The sequence below is a fragment of the Centipeda noxia ATCC 43541 genome (assembly GCF_000160555.1).
In the GTDB taxonomy this organism is placed as follows: Bacteria; Bacillota; Negativicutes; order Selenomonadales; family Selenomonadaceae; genus Centipeda; species Centipeda noxia.
Genome location: NZ_GG749279.1, coordinates 144,634 through 164,028 on the forward strand (window position 1 = coordinate 144,634; position 19,395 = coordinate 164,028).

Consider the following 19,395-nt stretch of genomic DNA (forward strand, 5'->3'; position numbering starts at 1 on the left):
CGGCGGGGGACTTATCGTAATATCCTTCGGATGCCGCATTTATCCCATAGAAACCTGCGCCATAGTAGACAACGTTCAAATACATCTCGAGAATTTCTTCCTTGGAGTAGGCAATCTCGATATCAAGCGCAAGCAAGAACTCCTGAGCCTTGCGCGTGAATGTCCGCTCATTGTCGAGGAAGAGGTTTTTCACGAGCTGCTGGGTGATTGTGCTCGCTCCTTCCTCAACTCGTCCGTGCTGGATATTGACGAGTGTGGCACGCGCAATGCCGGTCATGTCAAAACCCATATGGCTGTAAAACCGGCGATCCTCTACGGCGACGACAGCGTTTTTCAACTCGGGCGAGATGCGCTCGATAGGGACGTAATCCGTACGATCGATGCGTGCTTCGATTGCACGACGGATGAAAAGAAAGCGCGCAGCCTGCTCGGCAACATCGGGTTCATGTATCTCATGCAGCTGGTTTGCCGGCTTTTGCCGGTCGGCTGCGGGGAGGAGATCGCCGACGCCCTGCCATATCTGAGGAAGAAAGACGAAGACTGCAGCTGCACAGAGAAGGCTGCCGAGTAATATGCTCAAGCAAAAACGCCCCGTACGCCGCGGCGTTTTTTTGTTTTTTGTTGTACGTTTCCGTGTTGGAGTCCTGCGCCGCCGCTTTTGCTTCGGCGGCGCTTCGTTTATTGTCTCGCGCATGATGTGTGCTCCGTTTGTTTTCAAAAATACAGCGCGCGCATGCGGTCTCTCATTTCCGCGAGGTTGGATGGGAGCAGGCGGATATTGTAGCCGATGAACAGAGGAGAGGTCGAGAAGCGCGGCACTACCTTGATAAAGATATCTGCACCGTCGTGATAGAAGAATATATTGTAGCTGTCCAGACGCTTTCTGAGAAAATCCACGGCAATCTGTATATAGTCGGCAATCGTACGGATCGCATCCGGATCCTGCGGCACAATATTAATCTCCCAGAACCCGACGCGCGGTTGTGTGGAGAGATTCAGTGTGACACCGTCCTGCTCAGCGACGGTTAGACCTTCGAACTCTGCACGGCGGAACGAAAACTCCGGTCGAAACTTGGGAAAACCGACAAGCTGCATATGCGGGTGGCGAATTGTTCCGCCCGAATAAGGACCGTAATTTTTGAAAAAGAGAACGGTATCGTACTTCCCGCTGAAACGCATCCGCGCCCAATGATGCATGCCGAAGGAGAAGACCCGATATAGATGTTCCTTGCTGTATTCTGGAATGTCGCCGACGCATTTCCTGCCTTCGATCAAGACGAGTTGATCGGCCTCTTCAATGACCGGATATTTATTTTTCAGCAGTATAATGTCGCCGTCCGTCGCGATAATGTCCGTGAGCGCTTCTGTCGCACAGAAAGGACAAGGAGCATCCGCGTGGATGATGTTCTCGGGCTTCTGGCGTCCGATCTCCGTATTAAAATGGGCGAGGTTCATATCCATAGATACTCCATGATGTTTCAGTAATATTTTCGTTCCTATTATATCTCTTCTGCGGGGATTCGTAAAATATTTTATGGAAGTACTGCGATTCGCCTTCGTGTTCGTGCTATAATGAAGGTCGTTCAAAGGAATATAAGGAGCCGGTATGAGGATTGATCTTGTGACGCTTTTTCCGGAGATGTTTGCCGGCGTATTCGGCAGCAGCATCATCGGACGGGCGGCAGAGCGTGGGATTGTGGATATTCACTATACGAATTTTCGCGACTATTCGACGGATAAGCACCGCCACGTAGATGACGCGCCGTTTGGCGGCGGGGCGGGCATGGTGCTGAAACCAGAGCCGCTCTTCAGTGCTGTTCGAGATGTTCAGTCAAAAACTTCTGCATATGAGCTGGGCAGGTGCACGATCATCTTCGATCCGGCAGGTGATGTGTTTACCCAGGATACGGCAAAGGAGTTCGCTGCGCATCAGCAGCTCATCCTTATCTGCGGTCATTATGAAGGGTTCGATGCGCGCATTTACGATCTTGCTGATCGGATCGTATCGGTTGGAGATTTTGTCCTGACGGGCGGAGAGATTCCTGCTATGCTTGTCGTAGATGCAACGGCCCGTATGCTCGCCGGTGTGCTTGGTGATGCCGCGTCAGCACCGACGGACTCCTTCTTCGAAGATCTGCTCGGCTGCCCGCAGTACACACGCCCGCGCGAATTCGAGGGCAAAGCAGTCCCCGATGTTCTTCTCTCCGGTGATCATGCAGCGATCGCACGATGGCGGCGGGAGCAGGCTCTGTTAATGACTCTGCGGCACCGGCCCGAGCTTCTGGCGAATGCGAAATTATCGCAGGCTGATCGAGATTTTTTGGCTGAGCAGGAGAAACGGCGATAGGAAACTCCTTTTGCGTGAATGTTGGGTAAATGATATAATAAAACGATATAACCACAGTATGCTGTTTCTTTGCACCCGATAAGGGGGGACTGTATTATGACACAGTTTGATAAACGCAATTTGTCCATGATGATGGATTTTTATGAAATGACGATGTCTTACGGGTATTTTCGTCAGCCTCGCAGTGACGTGCGCGTTGCATTTGACCTTTTTTTCCGGGCAGTTCCCGATCGGGGGGGCTATGCAATTTTTGCCGGGCTTGAGCATGTGATTGAGTTTGTCGAGAACCTTTCATTTTCGGATGAGGATATCGAATACTTTCGACGCCAAAACTTGTTTTCGGAGGAGTTTTTGCAATTCCTGCGGGACTTCCGCTTTCGCGGGGATGTCTATTCGATCCCGGAGGGGACCGTCATCTATCCGGATGAACCGCTGATGACGATTGTTGCGCCGGTGATTGACGCTCAGCTCGTTGAGACGGCGATACTCACACAGATCAATCACCAGTCGTTGGTCGCGACGAAGGCGTCACGCATCGTTCGCGCGGCAGAAGGGCGTGGGATATCTGATTTCGGCGCGCGGCGCGCACACAACATGGATGCGGCGACGTACGGCGCACGCGCTGCATACATCGGCGGTGTCGATATGACGGCGACAGTATCTGCCGGTCAGCAGTTCGGCATTCCCATCTCAGGAACAATGGCGCACAGTTGGGTAATGTTCTTTGAGGATGAATTCACTGCGTTTAAAAGCTATGCGGAAATATATCCTCATGCAACCGTACTCCTCGTAGATACCTACGATGTCGTACATTCGGGCGTTCCCAATGCGATCCGTACGGCACACGAGATTCTGGAGCCTATGGGAGAACGTCTCGCAGGGGTTCGCATCGACTCGGGCGACCTTGCGTATCTCTCGAAGCGTATCCGTAAGATGCTGGATAACGAAGGACTGACAGACTGCAAAATCATCCTCTCGAACAGCCTGGATGAATTTACGATCTCATCCCTCCTCCTGCAGGGGGCACAGGTGGATAGTTTCGGTGTGGGAGAGCGGCTGATTACGGCGAAGTCGGATCCGGTCTTCGGGGCCGTTTATAAACTGGTGGCAGTGGAGCGGGGGGGGGTGTTTGTGCCGCGCATTAAGATGTCAGAGAATGTCGAGAAACTGACGAATCCCGGGCTCAAGGATCTCTATCGCATCTACGATCAATACGGAAAAGCAGTCGCAGATATGTTGGCAGTACGGGGGGAGAGCATCGACAGCACGCGGCCGTTCCGTTATATCGATCCGCTCAAACCGTGGAAAAATCGTTTCTTTGAAGATTTTTCGGCAGTGAAGCTTCAGCGCCTCTATGTAAAGCATGGCTGTCGGGTACAGGAACTTCCGTCGTTGGATGAGATCCGTGCGTATGTCCGCCGGCAGCTTGACGAGGAGATCTGGCCGGAGGAACAGCGCTTCGAAAATCCCCATCGCCACTATCTCGACATGACGCCGGACTATTATGAGGTTAAGATGGGACTCCTCAATGAAGTGCGCGGGAAACACAGCTGATGATGATTACGGGAAAAACGAAGGTACTGGCAGTTATCGGTGCGCCCATCGCGCACAGCCTGTCACCGATCATACAGAATGCGGCCCTGCAGGCGGCGGGGATCGACTGTGTCTATGCGGCGCTGCCCGTACGTCCGGGCGCGCTCTCCTCAGCGGTATACGGACTGCGCGATGCCGGTGTCGTCGGGTTTAATGTGACGATCCCGTTCAAGACGGAAATCATGGAGCTGATGGATGCACTGAGCGAGGATGCACAGCGTATTCGTGCGGTAAATACGGTAGTCGTACAGACCGACGGCACGCTGATGGGGCACAATACGGACGTTGTGGGATTCCTTGCGGGGTTTGCCGAGCACGGCGTTGTCCCTGCGGGCAAACGTGCCGTTGTGCTCGGTGCAGGTGGTGCGGCACGCGCTGTCCTCTGGGGGCTTTTGCGCAGCGGTATTTCTTCGGTGTGCGTCGGAGTGAGAAACGGCGCGAAAGGAGCTGCGCTCTGTGAAGAATTCGCTGCAGATGGAGATGTTCGCTCCGCTGTCTTCGACAATCCGGATTTTCTTGCATGCATCGGATCTGCCGATATTGTTGTCCAGACGACGCCAATGGGAATGACGCCGCATATCGATGCGATGCCGCCTGTCGATGTTGCGGCGATAAATTCCTCTGCAGTCGTATACGATCTTATCTACACACCGGCTAAGACACGTCTTCTGCGTGAAGCAGAGGCCCGCGGCCATGAGACGATCAATGGGGAAATGATGCTGGCGGCGCAGGGGGCGGAGGCTTTTTTCCTATGGACGAATGTACGGCCGGATATGGCCCTGATGAGGCGTGTACTGCGTGAAGAATGCGAGCGCAGAGGCTAGTTTTTGCGTTTTGAAAATCTTTGCCGTTTGTGATATGATACAGTGTGTTTTGAGAATGGTGGTGTATGATTGGCCGCGATTACCTATGAACTGCTTCGCAGAGATAAGACAACGGGTGCGCGTGCAGGTATAATTCACACGCCGCATGGGAGCTTCCCGACACCGATCTTTATGCCCGTAGGTACGCAGGCGTCGGTTAAGGGAGTCTCTCCGGATGAGCTGCGTGATCTTGGCGCCGGGATCATTCTCAGCAACACCTATCATCTCTTTCTTCGTCCTGGCATGGAATTGGTGAGAGAAGCGGGGGGCCTGCATCGCTTTATGCATTGGGACGGTGCGATCCTCACGGACAGCGGCGGATTTCAGGTGTTTAGCCTTGGTGATTTGAGGAAGATCACTGAGGATGGAGCGACGTTTCGATCGCATATCGACGGATCGAAGAAATTTCTTTCGCCCGAGGTGTCGATGCAGGTGCAAAGATGCCTTGGATCGGATATCGTCATGGCATTTGACGAGTGTATCCCATACCCAGCCGATTATGCCTATGCGAAGGCATCGACGGAGCGCACGCAGCGCTGGCTCGTGCGCTGCCGAAAAGCGATGGCGGAGGCTGAGGATCAGGGGCTTTTCGGCATTGTGCAGGGAGGTATGTACCATGATCTGCGTGCATGGCATGCCGCCGAGGCGGCGGCACTCGATCTGCCGGGGTATGCGATCGGCGGACTCAGTGTCGGAGAGCCGCATGCACTGATGGAGGAGATTCTCTCCTCAACGGCGGAGCTTTTGCCTGCAGATAAGCCGCGCTATCTCATGGGGGTCGGTACGCCGGACTATCTTCTTACGGGCGTACGTCACGGTATCGACATGTTTGACTGTGTCTTCCCGACGCGTGTCGCACGAAACGGCATGGCGATGACGTGGACGGGGCGCCTCGTGATGAAAAATGCCGTACACACGCATGAGCACACAGTCCTCTCGGAGGGGTGCGGCTGCTACGCTTGCCGCAGCGGCTATACACGGGCATACATCCGCCATCTTGTACGCGCACAGGAGATCTTTGGGCTGCGGCTTCTGAGTCTGCATAATCTGTATTTCCTGCAGGAATTCATGCAGCGGATGCGCGAGGCAATTCTGGCGGGGACATTCCTGTCATTCTATCAGGATTTTATGAATCACTATCATAAGAAATAACTAGACAATTAAGGAGTTGTATTTATGGACACAGAAATGGTCGCACAACTGAGCTCATGGGGCCCCATTATCATATTGGTGCTCTTCTTCTACTTCCTCCTCTACCGTCCGCAAAAGCAAGCGCAGAAGAAGCGCGAGGAGATGCTGAGTCGCCTGAAGACGGGTGACGCGATCATCACGCTCGGCGGAATGCATGGCACGATTACGGCGCTGGATGAGAAGACAGTCACGCTGCGTATTGCAGAGGGCATTGACGTCGTCTTTGAACGCTCGGCCATCAGTGCGGTGGACAGCCCGGAGCAGATGTAATATTGTCGGATACAACAGATACGCTTGCTGAGGGAAAACATGCGCTGCGGCGCAAAATGATTGCCCGCCGCCGAGGACTTTCCCGCCAGGAGCGCAGCGAAGCTGATGCTGTGATACGCATGCGAGCAATGCGGCTTTCTGCTCTGCAGGGTTCCCGGATCGTTATGCTGTATGCATCAACTGCCGAGGAGATTGACCTTTTTCCTCTGATGGAGGCTCTGCTTGCGAATGGACATCGCATTGCACTTCCTGAAATTACGGGGAAAGGCGTGATGGAAGCACGGGCCTTTTCATCGATGGATGGACTGATCGAAGGGGCTTTCGGTATTTTGACGCCTGCTCCTGAATGCTCGGCGCAGATTCAGCCGGGGGAGATTGACCTGGTTATCGTGCCGGGGACGGCATTTTCTCCGGACGGCAGACGACTGGGGCTTGGCGGCGGCTATTATGACCGCTACCTGCCGCGGGCAAAAGGGGCATTCCGTCTCGCCCTTGCCTACGATATACAGGTCATTTCCGAGATTCCAACGGGCGCACACGATGCCCGGGTAGACTGTATTCTGACCGAGCGGCGTACGATTTGCTGCCGGAATACGATGATGAACAACCTTGAGGAAGAGGTGTGAGGACTGTTGAGACAACATAGTCTGTTAAAGCTGGTGATTTCGATTGCTGTCATCATTGGCGCGTTTTTTTTCCTGGTTCAGCCACTTGCCGGCTCCATTCGCCAGGGGCTTGACTTGCAGGGCGGGACGCACGTTGTCCTGGAGGCGGTTGATACAGAACAGGCCCAGGTCAATGATGATGCTATGAACCGTGTGGTTGCCATCATGGAGAAGCGCGTCAATTCGCTGGGTCTTACTGAACCCATCATTCAGCGTGAGGGTGACCGCCGGGTCATCATCGAGCTGCCGGGCATTAAGGATCCGGACGCGGCGATTCAGACCATCGGCAAGACGGCGATGCTTGAGTTTCGCGACGAGGAGGGAAATACGGTTCTGACCGGGACAGATCTGAAGGATGCACAGGCATCCACAAATCCACAGACAGGGCAGAACGTGGTCAACTTGGAGTTCTCGGATGAGGGCGCACAGAAATTCGCCGATCTCACAACGCGCAATGTCGGAAGGACGATTGCGATCCTGCTTGACGGCGAGGTCCTTACTGCGCCGAATGTACGTGAGCCGATTCTCGGCGGACGTGCCGAGATCACAGGACAAAAAACTCTCGAGGAAGCGCAGAATCTCGCGGTGGTACTGCGCAGCGGCGCTTTGCCGGTGAAGGTTGAAATCATCGAGACACGCACGGTCGGACCAACGCTCGGACAGGACTCGAAAGACAAATCTCAGTTTTCCTTCGTGGTCGGGCTTGGTGCAGTTATCCTCTTTATGATCTTCTTCTACCATCTTTCGGGACTCATTGCGGATGTAGCGCTCATGGCGTATACGGTCATGCTGCTCGGCGTCCTCTATCTGATGGATGCGACGCTGACTCTGCCGGGGGTGGCGGGCATCATTCTCTCCATTGGTATGGCAGTGGATGCGAACGTCCTCATCTTCGAGCATTTCAAGGAGGAGTACCAAGTCAACAACAAATCTCTCCGGCTTGCGATGGACGCCGGATTCAAGCGTGCCTTTACGACAATCTTTGACTCGAATGTTACGACGCTAATCGCAGCGGGCGTTCTCTTCTTCCTCGGGACGGGAACCATACGCGGATTTGCGATCACGCTCGGGGTCGGTACGATTCTCTCGATGTTTACGGCAATCACGCTGACACAGTATCTGCTGAAGCTCATGATCAACTCAAAGCTGTCCGAAAACCCATGGCTCTACGGTGCGAACGGATTTATGCTCGGGATCAAAAAGAAGGGGGATGAGAAGAATGCCTAAGTTCGATATTGCAGGACATCGGAAGATCTGGTTTCTCATCTCGCTTGTACTGATCATTCCAGGGGTTATCTGTATGGGCATGCGCGGCTTTAATTTTGGTATTGACTTTACGGGCGGCACGATTATAGATATGCGCTTCGAGCAGCCGGTGACGCTTGCCGAGATACGATCCAGTCTTGCCAAGTACGATCTTGATGGGAGCACGATTCAGCTTTCCGGAGCAGAGACGGGGGTTGAGTCCTCCGAAAATGTGATGATTCGCACAGTGGATCTGGAAGAAACGCAGCGAAAGGAGGTCATGGCTTCCCTTACCCAGGATGTCGGCCCCTATACTGTGCTCCGCGAGGAGAAAGTCGGCGCAACCATCGGCAGCGAACTTATTACGAATGCTGTTCTTGCGCTCGTGATCTCATGGGCACTCATCATTCTGTACGTTGCTTATCGTTTTGAATGGCGCTTCGGCGTGGCGGCAGTGCTCGCACTGATTCACGATATCGTCATTGTGCTCGCGGTATTTTCATTTACCCAGCGACAGATCGATTCGTCTTTCATCGCGGCGCTCCTTACGATTGTCGGTTATTCGATCAATGATACGATCGTTATCTTTGATCGTATTCGAGAGAATCTGAAACTGCATTTTCGCCGCGGCGGGGATGTGAATGAACTGGTCAACCGTTCCATCTATCAGACATTGACACGCTCCCTCTACACGGTATTTACGGTTCTGTTTACAACATTTGCGCTCTACTGGTTCGGCGGCGAGACGACAAAGGATTTTGCGTTTGCACTTCTCATCGGATTTGCGAGCGGCTGTTATTCCTCCATCTTTATTGCAAGTCCTTTTTGGATTGTGCTGCGCGATCGAACGGAACGGCGTCCTGCCGCAGCTAAATCGGCGACGGCGGAGGGATAAACAAGAGAGCCTGGTTCCGGGACTCCCCGGACGGGCTTTTTTGCTATTGCGGGAAAGGAGGAATGTCTTGTGCTGAAGGAGTGGATCGTTCACAAAGAGTGCGCAGAGGGGATCGAGCTCGCGCGAGAGCTTGGGATTTCGCCGATCATCGGGCAGATTCTTTGGCACCGCGGCATAGGTTCTGCAGATGCAGCGCGGGCATTCCTGCATCCGGAGAATGAGGCGTTTCGCGATCCCTTTCTCATGAAGGACATGGAGAAAGCCGCGCAGCGTATTTTGAGCGCCGTTCATCGCGGCGAAAAGATTGTCGTCTACGGAGACTACGATGTGGACGGGATGACATCGACTGCGATTTTGATGAAAAATATTCACGCGCTTGGCGGTGATGTTTCTTACTATATCCCAAATCGTTTCACGGAGGGCTATGGAATCAATCTTGCGGCGCTGCAGCAGATTGCGGCTGAAGGATGCGGCCTTCTCGTTACGGTGGACTGCGGTATTTCTTCCGTACAGCCGATACAGGAGATCCACGGGGCGATGGATATTATTGTCACGGATCATCATTTGCCCGGCAGAGAACTTCCGGCTGCTCTTGCTGTCGTTAACCCGCATCGTGCGGACTGTTCCTATCCGGACAAGGATCTCGCTGGTGTCGGTGTTGCATTTAAGCTTGTACAGGCAATGCAGATGATTGAGAAGCAAAGGGTATGGGAAGATGACATGGACATTGCGGCTCTCGGGACTATTTCCGATCTCGTACCGCTCGTCGGGGAGAACCGCAGGATCGTTCGTCTGGGGCTTGCTCGCATGTCGGAGAATCCCTGTTGGGGCGTTCGGGCGCTCATCATGGCTGCTGGACTTGAGGGCAAGAAAATCAATACGGGAATGGTCGGGTTCCAGCTCGGCCCGCGCATGAACGCTGCGGGGCGTATTGAAACCGCACGCCGCGGCGTTGATCTTCTCCTCAGCGAAGATGCACAGGAAGCGGAATGCATTGCGGGAGAACTGAATGCGCTCAATGCAGAGCGCCGTTCTTTGGAGCAGGATATCCTTGCGGAAGCGGAAGCGATGCTTGTAGACTTTACGCAGGATACGCCCGCTATTATTGCTGCGGGAGAGGATTGGAACGCCGGCGTGATCGGCATTGTTGCTTCGCGTCTTGTGGAGCGATACTATCGGCCGAGCATTGTCCTAACGCGGCAGGGAGATGTATACAAAGGCTCTTGCCGCAGCATTGCAGGGCTTCATATGTATAAGGCGCTCGAAGCCTGCAGGGAGACTCTCATCCAATTCGGCGGGCATGAGATGGCAGCGGGGCTGTCGGTTGCGTCTGCACAATTGGAAGAGTTCCGCATGGCATTTTCAAACTACGTGCGGACTCATTTGATGCCTGCGGATTTTATACCGAAAACTCAAATTGAGGCGCTTGTTGCTCCTGCAGATTGGACGCTGGAGATGGTGGAGGAACTGGAGCTCCTTGAACCGTATGGGATGGGCAATCCGAGGCCAATCTTCGGCGTGCGCGCGATTCGCCCGCAATCGGCATCTGCAATCGGCGCAGAGGGAAAACACCTGCGCATGGAGATCGGTACGCGGGAGAATCATGTGGCCGCTCTTTGCTGGAACGCGGGAGAGCTGGCGGAGATCTTGACCGAGGAGGACAGTGATCTTGCCTACACACCGAGCATCAATGAGTGGCAGGGGATACGCTCAGTGCAGTGTATGGCAGAGTCCGTCATGCCTGCAGAACACGAACGTATTTTCCCGGATCGCGCTCTGCTGAAGGATTTATATCGATTGCTCAGCAGTCTGCGTGCGACAAACGATCAAATCGCATACAGTACACTGACGCTGACACGGAAATTTTCACAGGAGATGCGGCATATATCGCGCTATACAATGGAATGTGCGCTGCATATTTTTCAGGAACTCGGACTGCTTTCGCCATTGCCGGAGATCGGCTGGCAGTTCATTCCGCCGGCGGGGAAGTTGGAGCTGATGGACGCGCCGACCTATCGCCGGGAGCAGGAAAGAAAGGGGGATGCATGAGATGTCGGATGAGGTACAGAAGGCTGTCACCATTGATATGATTCTGGAAAAGGTTCACTCCTATCAGGCCGATGCTGATCTTGAGAAGATCAAGAAAGCATATTCATTTGCAGAGCAGGCACACCGCGGTCAGGTACGCATTTCCGGCGATGCCTACATCATGCATCCGCTCAACGTTGCTTATATTCTCACCGGTCTCCATCTTGATGATGAGACCGTTTGTGCCGCTCTCCTGCACGATGTAGTCGAGGATACGCACGCCACGCTCGAGGAGATGGAAGCCGAGTTCGGCAGGAATATTATGGCACTCATTGACGGCGTGACGAAACTCGGCCGCATTGAATATATGTCTAAGGAGGATGTAAAGCTTGAGAACTATCGCAAGATGTTTCTCGCGATGGCAAAGGATATCCGCGTGATCATGATCAAGCTTGCAGATCGCCTGCACAACATGCGCACGCTTAAATATATGCGTGAGGACAAGCGGCGCCGCATCGCAAAGGAGACAATTGAGGTCTATGCGCCGCTCGCAAATCGCCTGGGCATCTCCAGCATCAAAGTGGAGCTTGAGGATCTATGTCTGCGATATCTTGAGCCGGAAGCATATTATGCACTTGTGGAAGAAGTCAAGCACAAGCGGCAGGAGCGCCAGGAGTTTATCCTTGACTCGATACAAAAAATTCACGAAAAACTTGAAGCGGCAGATATAAAAGCGGAGATTAAAGGGCGTGCAAAGCACTTTTACAGCATCTACCGAAAGATGAAACGCGACAACAAGAGCGTCAATGAGATCTACGATCTCTCTGCCGTGCGCATACTCGTCTCTTCTGTTAAGGACTGTTACGGGGTGCTCGGCGTTATTCACGCAATGTGGAAGCCGATTCCCGGGCGTTTCAAAGACTATATTGCGATGCCGAAGTCAAACGGGTACCAATCTCTGCACACGACGGTCATGACGCGCGGATATCCGCTTGAGATCCAGATTCGCACAGAAGCGATGCATCGGATTTCTGAATTCGGCGTGGCGGCGCATTGGAAGTATAAAGAGGCTGGGCGAAGCATCGGCGTGACGGATGAGAATGATCAGAAAATGTCGTGGCTCCGTCAGATGGTCAGTCTGCAAAAGGAATATGACGATCCGAAGGAGTTTTTTGAAGCCCTTAAGCTGGATGTGTTCTCCGATGAGGTTTTTGTCTTTACACCGCGCGGTGACGTTATCGATCTGCCGAAGGGATCGAATCCGATTGATTTCGCCTATCATATCCACACGGAGATCGGGCATCACTGCGTAGGAGCAAAGGTCAACGGAAAGATTGTCCCGCTCGAATACAAGCTCAAGAATGGAGATATTGTCTCCATCGTAACCAATAAGGCAAGCAACGGTCCGAGTCCCGACTGGCTGAATACGGTTGCATCTTCGGCTACACGCGGAAAGATACGCGCGTGGTTCAAGAAAGAGAACCGTGAGGAGAATATCGAGCGCGGGATGAGCCTCATCCGTGACGAGGCAAAGCGTCTCGGCTACGCGCCCAAGGAACTGACTGCGGAGAAGCGTCTCGGAAAGGTTGCAGAGAAACTTAATGTGCAGACCGAGGATGATCTGCTCGCTGCACTCGGCTATGGCGGTGTGTCCCTGCGCGGCGTCATGACGAAGCTCATTGAGCTGCATCAGCAGTCGATCAAGGACAGTACGCCGCCTGAGGTGTCGCAGATGCTCTCGGAGCTGAAAGCTCCTCGTCGGGGGAAGCGCAAGAAGGCCAGTCACGGCGTTCTTGTCGAGGGCGAGGGAGGGTACCTTGTACGTCTTGCGCGCTGCTGCAACCCGATTCCCGGGGATCCGATCACGGGTTATATCACACGCGGCCGAGGAGTCTCCGTTCACCGCTCGGACTGCCCGAACGTCCTTAATGATACCGAGGTCACACGGATGATTGAGGTCAGTTGGGATATCGGTCTTGACAAGGAATATACGGTGGGGATCGAGGTCATCTGCAACGACCGCAACGGAATGCTCTCGGAGATCCTTGCCGTACCCGCTGAGATGAAGGTGAATATCCATACCGTCAACGCGATGCCGAACCGCCGGAACAAAACGTCAACAGTGCTGCTCGGACTGAACGTCAGCAATATCGACCAAATCACGCAGGTCATGACCCGTGTGCGCCTGCTCAAGGATGTCTACAGTGTGACGCGCACACTGGGCGGAAATGCTTTCCCGGGGGGCGAAGGGTGATGCTTTCCTTCCTTGCTGCGCCTTTTCTTTTTTGCCGTTTTATGGTAATATCGGACGTATAATTTCGCACATGAGCATCCGCATCGTTGGAGGTATTCATGAAAAAGGGCGCAATCTTTGATATGGACGGCCTGCTCTTTGATACGGAAACGGTGTATCAGAGAGGATGGACGGTAATTGCCGATGAATTCGGCGTCGAACGCAAACCGGAGCTCGGCAAAGCGTGCTGTGGGACGTGCGGCGATCTGACGCGGCGCTTGGTGCACGAGTATCATCCCACAGTAGATGCTGATGCCTATGTCCGCCGTGTGATTGAATACGTTCGTGATGAGGCGGCAAAGCATTTGTCCGTTATGACAGGCGCACGTGAAATCCTCATGTACTTCCGCACACGCGGTATTCGTATGGCGACGGCCAGCAGTTCGACCTGTGAGCAGATTGAACGGAATTTGAAACAGAGCGGACTGTATGAATACTTCGATGCCGTTATCGGCGGCGATTTGGTTGCAAATGGGAAACCGGCGCCGGATATCTTCCTGCTCGCATTGGATCGCATCGGCATTCAGCCAATGGACAGTTATGTTTTTGAAGATGGCTATAACGGTCTGCGCGGGGCAGCGGCAGCGGGGTGCACGCCGGTGATGATTCCTGATACAATGCCGCCGACCGATGAGATGCGGGAGATCTGCGCGGGTATTTATCCGTCGCTGCTGGCAGCGCTGGATGCCGTGCAGCAAGGAAGGATATAGGGACTCTATTCATGCAGCGAGGTGAATCAAATGGATGAACAGAAAACAATGATGTTTTCCTTTGGTGAGGATAAGCCGGAGGCGGATATTGTTATACGCGAGGTTAGTGCCGCGATGCGGGAGAAGGGCTACAACCCTATTAATCAGCTGGTTGGCTATCTCCTGTCCGGTGATCCTGCGTATGTGACGAGTCATCGGGATGCACGAAGCAAGATTCGGAGTCTTGAGCGCGATGAGCTGCTCGATGAGCTTGTGCGCTTCTACCTGGAGCATGATCAGTGAAACGATACATGTCTCTTGATATTGGAGATGCGACAATCGGCGTCGCAGTGAGCGACCTTCTCGGACTCACGGCGCAGGGAGTCGAGACGATACGGCGCAGGGATCTGTCCGACGATCTCAATCGCCTTGGGGTACTTATCCAGGAATATGAGGCGGATGCTTTGGTCGCAGGACTGCCGAAGCATATGAACGGACAAGAGGGGGAGCGCTGCGCGTTGGTACGCGCCTTTATGGCGGATGCAGCAGAGCGTTTTCCAATGATGGAGATACACTATTGGGACGAGCGCCTTTCTACGGTCGCCGCCTCCCGCACCCTGCTTGAAGGCGATGTTTCACGAAAGAAACGGCGCAAGGTCATTGACAAAATGGCTGCGGTATATATTTTACAGGGCTTTTTGGATCGACAGCAGCATCTGAAATAATATGCCGTTTCCATCAAGACAAAAGGAGAACAGAAAAATGACAGAGCATGAAGAACTCCGAGATGAGGATGTCATCGTTGTTATTGAAAATGAGGAGGGCGAGGAACAGTACTATCGCGAGGAAATGATTATTCCCATCGGCGAGGATCGCTTTGCTGTGCTCATTGAGCTCATTGCCTCATCGGAGGAGGAACTTGAGGGTGCTGAGGAGAGTGATGAGGCGACGATCGCAAAGATCGTTGCAGACGAAAACGGCGAGGACATCTATACCGACCCGAGCGATGAGGAATTCGATGCGGTTCGCCGAGCATATGAGCTTCTCGAAGAGGAAGACTGAGAAAATGCAGCCGGCTGTCATCAAGAGAGGATGACAGCTTTTTCATAGGGAGCCATATACAAAGAGAGGGAGGATTCGTTTGAAGGAGTCATTGCAGGGGATACGCGACTTCTTAAACAGCGGTGAATGGAAGGATGCAGTGCGCTCCGTCTATCGCGGCAAGGGGACGCCATCACAAAAAAAGCTTGTGTTCGGGATTCCTGTGCTTGCTGTCGTACTTCTTCTGATCGTATTTTTGCTCATCCCAACATTTGGGACATCCTCTCAGATGAGCGAGAACGGAACACCAGTCTACTTTACCGTTCGTCCCGGTATGAGCGTCAGTGAAATCGGCAAAGAGCTGCACGAGCGCGGCGTGATCGACAGTGAGATGAAGTTCTGGCTGACGGCGAAATTGAACGGATTTGAGAACAAAGTCAAGAGCGGCACATTTGCTCTTCATACGGATATGACACCGCGTGACGCTTTGGAGACTCTGGTCTACGGGAATACGGTTGTCATACGCTTTGTGATTCCGGAAGGATTCAGCGTGCGCGATATTGCCGCACGGCTCGAGGATGAGGGCCTGGTGAAGGCGGATGATTTTATTGCACTCGCCAAAGATTACCGCCCTTATCCTTATGTAGAGGCGCATGAGGGCGTGCGCTATGCGGCGGAGGGATTCCTCTTTCCGGATACTTACGAGATCAACGGCTCTTTTGATGCAAATAAGATTATGGAAATGATGGCGGAGAACTTTGACCGCCGTCTGACGCAGGAGATGCGTGACCGTGCAAGGGAGATGAACCTTTCTGTCTACGAGCTCGTTACGCTCGCCTCTCTTGTGGAGAAAGAGGCATATCACGAAGAGGATCGTCCGATCATCGCGCAGATCTTTTTGAAACGCCTGCGTGTCGGCATGCCCCTGCAGGCGGATCCGACCGTGCAGTATCTCCTTGATGCGCCGAAGGAAGATTTGCTCTATCGCGATACCGAGATTGACTCTCCTTACAATACCTATCAAAATATCGGCCTGCCGCCCGGACCGATTGCGAACCCCGGAACGGCATCACTCATGGCAGTGCTGTATCCCGCCGACACGGATTATCTGTATTTTGTTGCAGACCGCGACGGCAATAATTACTATGCGACGAATTATGCGGATCATCTCGCGCTGGTTGAACAGGTGCGATGACGACCGATCAGCGGAGGCGAATGGATGAGACGGAGACCTGAGCTGCTGGCGCCCGCGGGAACCATGGAAAAACTGCAGATGGCGCTTCGTTACGGCGCAGATGCAGCATATCTCGGCGGTGAACAGTTCGGCCTGCGCGCCTCCGGCGGTAATTTTACGCGGGAGGAGATTTGCGAAGCAGTTCGGCTTGCGCATGCGCAAGGGAAGAAGATTTATGTGACGGTCAATGTATTCCCGCATAATGAGGACCTTGTGTCTTTGCCGGATTATTTGCGCTTTCTTGCGGATGCATCCGTGGATGCTGTCCTCGTTGCCGATCTGGGTGCTTTTATGCTCGCGCGCGAGGCGGCACCTCATCTGCCCGTGCATATTAGTACGCAGGCGAACAATGTAAATTGGCGGACAGTGCGGGCGTGGCAGGAGCTTGGTGCAGAGCGGGTGGTGCTTGCCCGTGAGCTTTCACGTGAGGAGATTCGTGAGATTCGCCGGCATACAGATGTGGAGCTTGAACTCTTTGTACATGGGGCAATGTGCATCTCCTATTCGGGCCGCTGCCTCCTTAGTGCATATTTTACAGGACGCGATGCCAACCGCGGCAGGTGCGCCCAGTCTTGCCGATGGAAGTATGCGCTGGTTGAGGAATCACGCCCCGGGGAATACTATCCGATTGCGGAGGACGAGCGCGGCACTTATATCATGAACTCGAAGGATTTGTGCCTTTTGCCGTATCTGGATGAGGTGGTTGCCTGCGGGATTGACAGTCTGAAAATTGAGGGGCGCATGAAGAGTGTTCACTATGCTGCAAGCGTTGTCAAGGCATATCGCATGGCACTGGATTCCTGCCTCTCGGGAGGATGCTGCATCGTGCAGCCAGAGTGGATGGAGGAGTTGGAGAAGGTCTCTCACCGCGCCTATACGACGGGGTTTTTCTTTGGAAGGACGACGGAGGCGGATCAGATCTACGGTTCGTCTTCCTATGAGCAGACTTCGGAATTCGTCGGACTTGTGCGCTCTTATGATCCGGAGACACATCTTGCTGTCATAGAGCAGCGCAATCATATGCATCTTGGGGAGAAGATCGAGTTTTTTCAGCCTCGCGGAACACTCTTTCACCAGAAGCTTGCAGAGATGTGGGATGAGAATGGGCGCCCGATTGAGACGGCGCCGCATCCGCAGCAGATTATTCGGATACGGATGGCGCAGGCTGTCGAACCGTACAGTATTTTGCGCCGTGATGCCCCGGTCAAAAAGGAGAAGCTGTCATGACAGATATCATTCGCCGCTATGCATGTGCCGCAGGGCGTGTGCAGGGCGTAGGATTCCGCATGTTCGTCCGTCAGCAGGCGGTGATGAATGACATCACAGGATGGGTGATGAATATGCCGGACGGCACGGTGACGATGGAACTGCAGGGGACTGCTTCTGCAGTCGAGGCAGTATTTGCGGCAATACGCGCGGGCAACTATTTCATCCGTGTGGAACGCCTTGATATGGAGGAGCGCAGCCCTGTTTTCGGTGAGCGCGACTTTTCGATTCGATACTAGGAGCTTCTATGGCAAAAATACTTGTACTGAACGGTCCGAATCTCAACCTGCTTGGAACGCGGGAGCCCGAGATCTACGGGACTTTAACACTTGCGGATATCAATGAGCGCCTGCGCCGCCGTGCCGAGAGCGCAGGACTGGACATTGAATTTTTACAATCAAATCATGAAGGTGTTCTTGTAGATGCGATTCAGGCAGCGCGCGGAAATGTTTCCTATATCATCCTGAATGCCGCCGCCTTTACACATTACAGCATTGCCATTCGCGATGCGATTACAGCGGCAGAGGTTCCTGTTATTGAGGTGCATCTCTCGAATATTCATCAGCGTGAGGAGTTCCGGCATACATCGGTGATTGCCCCCGTCGCTCTCGGACAGATTACAGGGCTTGGAACGGAGAGTTATATGGCTGCGCTTGAGGCAATCATCTGCCGGACAGGGGATGCGCGATGAGCATGACAGATCGTATCGCCCGCCTGCGGGCGCTCCTTTCACAGAAGATTGTGGATGCCGTCCTTATCACAAAGGAGGAGAACCTCCATTATTTCAGCGGATTTCGTGGTGATTCGACGGTGCTTATCGTAACACATGACCGCCTTGTGCTTGTGACAGACAGCCGTTACACCGAGCAGGCTGCGGTGCAGGCACCGGACTATGAAATCGTCGAGCAGAGGGATGGACTCTATCGGAAGGCTGCCGAGATCGCAGCGGACTGCGGCGTGCTTGCGCTCGGATTTGAGGGCGGTGCGCTTGTTTATGACGCTTATGAGAAGCTGAAGGAACTCCTTGGAGAGATATCCTTCGATACATCGCTGACGCTTGACCGCCTTCGTCAAGTAAAGGACGCGGATGAGATTGCCCTTATCCGGCGCGCATGCGCAATCGCCGATGCAGCCTTTGCCCATATTCTTACGTACATTGAACCGGGCATGACGGAGTTGGAGGTCGCTGCCGAAATGGAGCATTTCATGCAGCGTGAGGGCTCTGAACGGCCGGCGTTTCAAACAATCGTCGCTTCCGGAGTCCGCGGCAGCCTTCCGCATGGTGTGGCAAGCGAGAAAAAGATTGCCCGCGGGGAACTCGTGACGATGGACTTTGGCGCCGTCTGTATGGGATACCATTCGGACATTACGCGAACGGTCAGCGTGGGGCATGCGGATCCGCGCCAGCGCACTCTCTATAATGCAGTCATGACGGCGCAGCAGCGCGCACTTGCGGCGATCTGCCCCGGGGTGACGGGAATAGAGGTCGACCGCATTGCGCGGGACTCCCTCGCGGAAGAAGCGCTTGATCAATACTTTGGGCATGGGCTTGGACATAGTCTTGGACTGGAGATCCATGAGGAACCTCGTCTCTCAAAGTCGGGCAATGATATTTTGCGGCCGAATATGCTCATTACGGACGAGCCTGGTGTATACATTCCGGGATGGGGCGGCATTCGCATCGAGGACACAGTGCTTGTTACGCCGGACGGTGCAGAAGCGCTGACGCGCGCGCCAAAAGAATTTATTGAAATTTGCATATAAAACCGCTATAA

At 53.7% G+C, this 19,395-nt stretch carries 21 protein-coding genes; 19 read left to right on the forward strand and 2 right to left on the reverse strand.

What is annotated here, in order from left to right; all coding sequences use genetic code 11:
- Positions 1-694: biosynthetic peptidoglycan transglycosylase (locus tag HMPREF7545_RS02120; protein ID WP_040571136.1), on the reverse strand; the 694-nt coding region annotated here is incomplete at its 3' end.
- A gap of 20 nt (positions 695-714) precedes the next feature.
- Positions 715-1,461 carry a DUF4931 domain-containing protein gene (locus HMPREF7545_RS02125; RefSeq protein ID WP_006694025.1) on the reverse strand — a complete coding sequence of 249 codons (747 nt, stop codon included), beginning with the start codon at positions 1,459-1,461 and terminating at the stop codon, positions 715-717.
- A 145-nt stretch (positions 1,462-1,606) separates the two neighbouring features.
- On the opposite strand from HMPREF7545_RS02125, the gene trmD reads away from it, so the two are divergent.
- The 19 genes from trmD (at position 1,607) to HMPREF7545_RS02220 (ending at position 19,384) form a co-directional block, all read left to right on the forward strand.
- Positions 1,607-2,347, forward strand: coding sequence for a tRNA (guanosine(37)-N1)-methyltransferase TrmD (gene trmD, locus HMPREF7545_RS02130; protein ID WP_006694026.1), 741 nt, complete (start codon positions 1,607-1,609; stop codon positions 2,345-2,347).
- A 96-nt stretch (positions 2,348-2,443) separates the two neighbouring features.
- Positions 2,444-3,901, forward strand: coding sequence for a nicotinate phosphoribosyltransferase (locus HMPREF7545_RS02135; RefSeq protein ID WP_006694027.1), 1,458 nt, complete (start codon positions 2,444-2,446; stop codon positions 3,899-3,901).
- Between the two features lie 2 nt (positions 3,902-3,903).
- Positions 3,904-4,764, forward strand: coding sequence for a shikimate dehydrogenase (locus tag HMPREF7545_RS02140; RefSeq protein ID WP_211204981.1), 861 nt, complete (start codon positions 3,904-3,906; stop codon positions 4,762-4,764).
- A 69-nt stretch (positions 4,765-4,833) separates the two neighbouring features.
- Entirely contained in the window at positions 4,834-5,955 is a 1,122-nt protein-coding gene (gene tgt / locus HMPREF7545_RS02145) for a tRNA guanosine(34) transglycosylase Tgt (RefSeq protein WP_040571137.1), read from the forward strand.
- 24 nt (positions 5,956-5,979) lie between these two features.
- Positions 5,980-6,264 (forward strand): preprotein translocase subunit YajC, encoded by a 285-nt coding sequence (gene yajC, locus HMPREF7545_RS02150; protein ID WP_006694030.1) that lies wholly within the window; start codon positions 5,980-5,982, stop codon positions 6,262-6,264.
- Between the two features lie 2 nt (positions 6,265-6,266).
- On the forward strand, positions 6,267-6,890 hold the full coding sequence (locus HMPREF7545_RS02155) for a 5-formyltetrahydrofolate cyclo-ligase (RefSeq protein WP_040571138.1): 624 nt from the start codon (positions 6,267-6,269) through the stop codon (positions 6,888-6,890).
- A gap of 33 nt (positions 6,891-6,923) precedes the next feature.
- Positions 6,924-8,156 (forward strand): protein translocase subunit SecD, encoded by a 1,233-nt coding sequence (gene secD, locus HMPREF7545_RS02160; protein ID WP_006694032.1) that lies wholly within the window; start codon positions 6,924-6,926, stop codon positions 8,154-8,156.
- On the forward strand, positions 8,149-9,069 hold the full coding sequence (secF, locus tag HMPREF7545_RS02165; RefSeq protein WP_006694033.1) for a protein translocase subunit SecF: 921 nt from the start codon (positions 8,149-8,151) through the stop codon (positions 9,067-9,069). Before secD ends, secF begins: the two co-directional genes overlap by 8 nt.
- Before the next feature lie 69 nt (positions 9,070-9,138).
- On the forward strand, positions 9,139-11,118 hold the full coding sequence (recJ, locus tag HMPREF7545_RS02170; protein WP_006694034.1) for a single-stranded-DNA-specific exonuclease RecJ: 1,980 nt from the start codon (positions 9,139-9,141) through the stop codon (positions 11,116-11,118).
- A gap of 1 nt (position 11,119) precedes the next feature.
- Positions 11,120-13,351 carry a RelA/SpoT family protein gene (locus HMPREF7545_RS02175; RefSeq protein ID WP_040571178.1) on the forward strand — a complete coding sequence of 744 codons (2,232 nt, stop codon included), beginning with the start codon at positions 11,120-11,122 and terminating at the stop codon, positions 13,349-13,351.
- A 98-nt stretch (positions 13,352-13,449) separates the two neighbouring features.
- A complete protein-coding gene (locus tag HMPREF7545_RS02180; protein WP_006694036.1) occupies positions 13,450-14,100 on the forward strand; it encodes an HAD family hydrolase in 651 nt (216 codons plus the stop codon).
- Positions 14,101-14,130: 30 nt separating this feature from the next.
- Positions 14,131-14,382: an IreB family regulatory phosphoprotein gene (locus HMPREF7545_RS02185; protein WP_006694037.1), complete on the forward strand. Its 252-nt coding sequence runs from the start codon at positions 14,131-14,133 to the stop codon at positions 14,380-14,382.
- An 8-nt stretch (positions 14,383-14,390) separates the two neighbouring features.
- The gene (gene ruvX, locus HMPREF7545_RS02190; protein ID WP_006694038.1) at positions 14,391-14,804 is read left to right on the forward strand and encodes a Holliday junction resolvase RuvX; all 414 of its coding nucleotides are present in this window, start codon (positions 14,391-14,393) and stop codon (positions 14,802-14,804) included.
- Positions 14,805-14,841: 37 nt separating this feature from the next.
- Positions 14,842-15,141: a DUF1292 domain-containing protein gene (locus tag HMPREF7545_RS02195; RefSeq protein WP_006696314.1), complete on the forward strand. Its 300-nt coding sequence runs from the start codon at positions 14,842-14,844 to the stop codon at positions 15,139-15,141.
- Between the two features lie 79 nt (positions 15,142-15,220).
- Positions 15,221-16,315, forward strand: coding sequence for an endolytic transglycosylase MltG (mltG, locus tag HMPREF7545_RS02200; RefSeq protein WP_006694040.1), 1,095 nt, complete (start codon positions 15,221-15,223; stop codon positions 16,313-16,315).
- Between the two features lie 24 nt (positions 16,316-16,339).
- The gene (locus tag HMPREF7545_RS02205; RefSeq protein ID WP_006694041.1) at positions 16,340-17,581 is read left to right on the forward strand and encodes a peptidase U32 family protein; all 1,242 of its coding nucleotides are present in this window, start codon (positions 16,340-16,342) and stop codon (positions 17,579-17,581) included.
- On the forward strand, positions 17,578-17,859 hold the full coding sequence (locus tag HMPREF7545_RS02210) for an acylphosphatase (RefSeq protein ID WP_006694042.1): 282 nt from the start codon (positions 17,578-17,580) through the stop codon (positions 17,857-17,859). The genes HMPREF7545_RS02205 and HMPREF7545_RS02210 overlap by 4 nt, the downstream gene beginning before the upstream one ends.
- Before the next feature lie 8 nt (positions 17,860-17,867).
- The gene (gene aroQ, locus HMPREF7545_RS02215; RefSeq protein ID WP_006694043.1) at positions 17,868-18,311 is read left to right on the forward strand and encodes a type II 3-dehydroquinate dehydratase; all 444 of its coding nucleotides are present in this window, start codon (positions 17,868-17,870) and stop codon (positions 18,309-18,311) included.
- Positions 18,308-19,384, forward strand: a complete 1,077-nt coding sequence (locus HMPREF7545_RS02220; protein ID WP_006694044.1) for a M24 family metallopeptidase — start codon at positions 18,308-18,310, stop codon at positions 19,382-19,384. Before aroQ ends, HMPREF7545_RS02220 begins: the two co-directional genes overlap by 4 nt.
- The last annotated feature ends 11 nt before the right edge of the window (positions 19,385-19,395 follow it).